At 33.0% G+C, this 5,560-nt stretch carries 5 protein-coding genes, 1 pseudogene and 1 riboswitch; of the genes and pseudogenes, 1 reads left to right on the forward strand and 5 read right to left on the reverse strand.

All coding sequences use genetic code 11. From position 1 onward, the window contains the following. The 5 genes and pseudogenes from ABJD66_RS09325 to ABJD66_RS09345 form a co-directional block, all read right to left on the reverse strand. Nucleotides 1-224, reverse strand: a pseudogene (locus tag ABJD66_RS09325) (6-phosphogluconate dehydrogenase); the annotation flags it as partial. A gap of 32 nt (nucleotides 225-256) precedes the next feature. Beyond that, the gene (rmuC, locus tag ABJD66_RS09330) at nucleotides 257-1,591 is read right to left on the reverse strand and encodes a DNA recombination protein RmuC (protein WP_303543553.1); all 1,335 of its coding nucleotides are present in this window, start codon (nucleotides 1,589-1,591) and stop codon (nucleotides 257-259) included. Nucleotides 1,592-1,722: 131 nt separating this feature from the next. Beyond that, on the reverse strand, nucleotides 1,723-2,532 hold the full coding sequence (locus tag ABJD66_RS09335; RefSeq protein WP_348130758.1) for an ABC transporter ATP-binding protein: 810 nt from the start codon (nucleotides 2,530-2,532) through the stop codon (nucleotides 1,723-1,725). Nucleotide 2,533: 1 nt separating this feature from the next. After that, complete coding sequence (locus ABJD66_RS09340) at nucleotides 2,534-3,565, reverse strand: iron ABC transporter permease (RefSeq protein ID WP_348130761.1); 1,032 nt, start codon at nucleotides 3,563-3,565, stop codon at nucleotides 2,534-2,536. Beyond that, nucleotides 3,565-4,719, reverse strand: coding sequence for an ABC transporter substrate-binding protein (locus ABJD66_RS09345; RefSeq protein WP_348130764.1), 1,155 nt, complete (start codon nucleotides 4,717-4,719; stop codon nucleotides 3,565-3,567). Before ABJD66_RS09345 ends, ABJD66_RS09340 begins: the two co-directional genes overlap by 1 nt. Before the next feature lie 68 nt (nucleotides 4,720-4,787). Further along, a riboswitch (cobalamin riboswitch) is annotated at nucleotides 4,788-5,000 on the forward strand. Nucleotides 5,001-5,094: 94 nt separating this feature from the next. On the opposite strand from ABJD66_RS09345, the gene ABJD66_RS09350 reads away from it, so the two are divergent. After that, on the forward strand, nucleotides 5,095-5,560 hold a 466-nt coding region (locus ABJD66_RS09350), incomplete at its 3' end, for a TonB-dependent receptor plug domain-containing protein (RefSeq protein WP_348130767.1).

Genomic DNA, 5,560 nt, shown 5'->3' on the forward strand with positions numbered 1-5,560 from the left:
ATATCTGTGTCTTTGTCTAAAACCGAAAAAGAAAATATTTGTGCTCCAGAAATACCTTGACTAATTTCTCCTTCCCAAGTTTTTACCACTACACCTTTGTGGCTAAATTTAATTAACTCACCAGATCTGTAACCTTCACTAATTGGCACATAGTAGATAAATGCATATATGGCTGCAAATGCAGCAATTATAATTAATATGGTAATTGCTAAAGCTTTTTTCATTAGGTAAAGTTATATGGTTATTGTGTGTTTAATTATTTAAGATCTTCGTGATTATCAAGAGCACGTTTTAATATAGGCTCTGGAATAGATTTTTTTGCTTTTGCGCCCATTTTTTTAAGCTTTTCTATAGATGTAATAATGTTTCCACGGCCTTCTACCAATTTGTTCATAGCCCCTTTGTATTCATTTTTAGCCTCATCCATTTTTTTACCAACTTTGGTTAAGTCACCAACAAAACCTTCAAACTTATCATATAAAGCACCAGCTTGTCTGGCTATTTCTATGGCATTACGCTGTTGCTTTTCATTATTCCACATAGTATCTATAGTACGCAGTGTAGCTAATAAGGTAGCAGGTGTAACAATTACTATATTCTGCTCAAAAGCTTTGTTGTAAAGGTTGTTATCGTTATTAATAGCAACGGCAAAAGCAGGCTCTATAGGAACAAAAAGCAATACAAAATCTGGACTTTCCATTTCGTATAAATCTTCATACTTTTTGGCAGACAGTTGGTCTACGTGCTTACGTAAAGATAGAATGTGTTCTTTTAAAAACTTCTCTTTTTCGGTTTCGTCATCAGCATTTACAAAACGCTCATAGGCAGTTAATGATACTTTAGAATCTACCACCATTTTTTTATTATCTGGTAAATTTATTATAACATCTGGCAATACTCTAGACCCATCTTCTCTGGTAAAACTCTGTTGTACGCTATATTCTCTGTCTTTTTCTAATCCAGATTTTTCTAGCACACGTTCTAATACCAATTCTCCCCAATTACCTTGCATTTTACTATCACCTTTTAAGGCTTTAGTTAAGTTTTCTGCTTCTTGAGTAATTTTAAGGTTCTGACTTTGTAAGTTTAATAGCTGTTCTTTTAAGGCAGAATGTATACTAATATTTTCTTTTTGACTTTCATCCACTTTTTTCTCAAATAATAGAATTTTTTCCTGTAGTGGATGTAAAATATTTTTGATGTTTACCTGATTCTGCTCTGTGAACTTGGTGCTTTTTTCATCTAAAATTTTATTTGCTAAGTTTTCAAATTCCTTAGTAAATTTTTCTTGAAGCTGTTCTACTTCTTGTTTTTGCTCTGTATTTTTAAGCTGAAGATTTTCTAAATCTGCTTGGTACCTAGTAATTTGGTTACTAAGTTGTTCTTTTTCTTCGCGTAACGTATTTTTTTCGTCCTCTAAAGAGACAACTTTATTTTCTAAAGTTGTTAAATTCTGATTTAGAATAGATTCTCTTTCTAATATGGCACTTTGGCTAGATTTTGTTTTTAGGTTCTGAATGTAGTTTCCTAAAAAGTAACCAGCAACAAGGCATATAACTGCAACTAAAAAGTATATCAAAAAATCGGTCATAAGGTGTATAGTGTCTATAAAAAAGTAAAGATAAAGGTTTTGTTTGTTGTTTTCTTTAAAGCCTAATAGAAGTAATTAACATCTAATGGCAAAAAAGTTATTTTCAGTTTTATAAAGTGTTTGTTAAGAAACTAAACAACCTTAAAGCTAGCGGTATTTTCATCAAAAACTATAGTGTCTTTAGGAAACAGCGCATTAAACTTTTTAGCAGCTATTAAATCTTTTGGTGTTCCAAAATGACTAGTGTTTTTATCTAGAATTAAAATTTTATCGCACAATTGCAAAGCAACTTCAATTTCGTGGGTTGTAAATAATATTGTCTTTTTGGTTTTGTGGGCTATATTTTTTAATAGTTTTAAAATAGTTGCCTTGTGGTACAAATCTAGATGAGATGTTGGTTCGTCTAATAAAATAATAGAGGTGTCTTGTGCCAACGCTCTTGCAATCATTACTTTTTGTAATTGTCCGTCACTAAGTTCGTAACATTTTTTATGTTGCAATTCTTCAATCTGTACTAAAGAAATGGCCTCTGTAATTTTATCTTTGTCAGTATTTGTAAGCGTACCAATCCAATTAGTGTATGGTTGTCTTCCTAAAGCAATAACTTCTAAAACAGTTAAGTTTTTAGAGGCTATTTTCTCTGTTAATACAACACTTATTTTAGCAGCTAAATGCTCGGGTTTATAGTCGCTAATTTCTAAATTATCTATACAAATACTACCATTAAGTTTAGGTTGTACCTTGCCCAAAGTACGTAGCAAAGTAGACTTTCCTATGCCATTTACACCAACAATAGCCGTTAACTCTCCTTTTTTTAAAGCAAAATTAATATCCTTAGAAATAACATTTTGTTGTTTCTTAGAGCTGTAACCTATGCTTAGGCTTGTTACTTTTAGGGCTATATGTTGTTGTTCTTTTTTGATGTTTTTTATATTTATCAATCTAAAATACCATTTTCTTTTTACGTATTAACAACCAAATTACTACAGGCGCACCAACAATAGATGTAATAGCGTTTATAGGTAATACATAAGCGCTAGATGGTAATTGCGCAATAGTATCGCATAGGAGCATTAAAATGGCTCCGTAAAGCAGTACTGCTGGTATTAGTGTTTTATGATTTGTAGTATTAAATACTTGTCTGGTTAAATGTGGTACAGCTAAACCTATAAAAGCAATAGGACCCGCAAAAGCGGTAATGCCACCAGCTAATAGACCTGTTGCTGCAATAATTAAAAAACGTTGTTTTTTAATATGTACTCCTAGACTACGCGCATAGTTTTCGCCCAATAAAAAAGCATTTAAAGATTTTATGGTAAAAATACTTATAATGATTCCTGTACCAACTATAGCTCCTAGCAAACCTAATTGTGACCAAGATAAATTACCAAGGCTACCAAAAGACCAATAAATATACTGTTGTAATTGCTCTGCATCTGTAAAATATGACAACACACTAACAATTGCAGCGGTAATGCTACCAAACATTAAACCAATAATTAAAAGTGTCATAGTGTCTTTTACCTTAGCGGCAACAATCATTACCGCTAATAAAACAAAAAAACTGCCTGTGCTAGATGCTATGGCTAAAGTTACATTATTTACAACGCCAAATGTAAAAACACCAGAAAGTAGGGAAGCTCCCATAATTAAAATAGCAGCACCTAAACTAGCACCAGAACTAATACCCAAAACAAAAGGTCCTGCAAGCGGATTTCTAAACAATGTTTGCATTAACAAACCACTTAAAGCCAAGCCACTACCAGTTAATATGGCGGTTATTGCTTTTGGTATTCTGTAATTTCTAATAATATAGCCCCAAGATTCTTTTTGCAAGTTGCCTCCAAAAATAGCACTTATAGTATCTGTAAAAGGTATAGTAACAGACCCAAAACTTATGCTAATGCAAAAACATATTACAAGTAAAACAAGTAATAATATAAATGCTAATGTGTATTTTTTTTGATGCAACACTATTGTAGAGGTTTAAAAAATGTAGTCTTATATTCTGGTAAAACGTCTGGATGAAAAATAGAAATTAGGTCTTTTAAAACCAAGTCTGGCCTGTTAGGAGCAAGCTCAAAAAACAAGACACCGCCAGTTTCTCCTTTAACTAAAGTAATAGTATATATTTTTTTATTTTTATATGCATCAAACTGAGTATAATGCTCACTAGATTCTGCTACTTGTTTGTAACTAGAGTTGCTAGATGGTGATATCCAAAAATCGGCTTTGCCAGCTTTGTCAAAAACACTTTCTATACTTAAACCAACACCACCAGTTTCTTGCAAATCACTCCACAAATAATTAGCGTTTGCATCTTTTAAAAACTGAGCCATCCAGCTTTTTCCGCCAGCCACGTGCCATAAATCTTTATACAAGCCACCAGTTAAAACACTTGGCCTGTTAGTTGCCTTTTTTGCTAATGCTTTGGCATCATTATAGTTGGTTTCAATAGTTTTAAAAATTGAATCGGCTTTAGCCTCTGCATTAAAAAACGGAGCAAAAAACTTAATCCATTCTGCTTTGCCAAGCGGAGTTTCCTCTGTCCAGTCGCCATTAAAAACAACAGGAATATTAGAGCGTTGCAAAGTACTGTATGTTTTATTGTTGTTATCTATGCCAAAACCAACAACAACCTCTGGGTTAAGGGCTATAACCATTTCTGTATTAAGAGATTGGTTAACGCCTAACTCTTCAATTTCTCCCTCTTTAATTAATGTTCTGGCAGTAGTAGAAGAGATATAATCTGTGTTAGGAAAACCAACTAATTTATCTAAAACACCAAGAGATTCTAATGCCGGTATGTGTGTTGTAGATGTTACAACTAGTTTCTGTACAGGAACAGTTACAATAGCGTCATAATCATCTTTATTCAAGGTAATTGTGGCTGCTTTATCTTTAGGAATTAAGGCATATGTAAAAGCAGATTCTGCTTTTGGCCAAGGAGAGGTAATTTTTAAAATAGTAATACCATTTGCCTGCTTTTCTATGCTAAAACCTTTTGCGTAACTAAGGTTTGCTTTAGTTGGTTTTGCTGTAGTTGTAGGTAATGGTTGTTGTGTTTTTTCTTTACAAGAAGCAAGTATTAAAAAACAACTAAAAAGGGCAATTTTTAAAATTTTCATCGATAGCGAATTAAAGTCCAAAAGTAGTGTAATTTAAATTTGAATAAAAAAATTGAGTAAAAAGGATTACTTTTGCGCCGAATTTTGGTTCTACTATATAGCGTAGTAAGATTAAAAGGGAATTTGGTGCAAATCCAAAACTGTTCCCGCAACTGTAAGCTTAGTTTACCAAGGGTAAATGCTTTTTGTAACTACAGATCCACTGTCTTGTATTTTATTAAGATGGGAAGGAGAGCAAAAAGACGCAAGTCAGGAGACCTGCCATATTCAAAACAACTAATGTTAAACTTTCGGGATAAAAGTTTACGTATGGGTACAGACATACGCAGAAATTAATATAATTTCTACTCCCGTTTTTATTAATGAAACACAAAAATGAACAAAAAAATTATTGGTTTATGTGCGGCTGTATTGGCTAGTGCAACTGTTGTGGCACAACAGGAACAAGAAGAACAAAAGGTTCAAAAATTAGATGAAGTTGTAGTAAGTGATTCTCGTTTTGAATTGAAAAGAGAAAACTCTGGTAAAACAGTTATTAAAATTACAGCGGAAGAGTTAAAAAGAAATCAAGGTAAAACGGTAGCAGAAATTATAAACGCAAAAAGTGGATTTTCTATTGCAGGTAGTACAAGTAGGCAAGGTACTGTTTTAGGTGTATTTGCGCGTGGTGGTAGAGGAAGACAAGTATTGGTTATTGTAGATGGTGTTAGGGTGTCAGACCCATCTTCAGTAGGGCAAGAATACGATTTAAGATTACTTACCGCAGCAAATATAGAGTCTATAGAAATTATTAAAGGAGCGGCAAGTACACTTTACGGTACAAATGCAGCAACCGCAGTAA

It is taken from the genome of Cellulophaga sp. (assembly GCF_039943695.1).
Taxonomy (GTDB): domain Bacteria; phylum Bacteroidota; class Bacteroidia; order Flavobacteriales; family Flavobacteriaceae; genus Cellulophaga.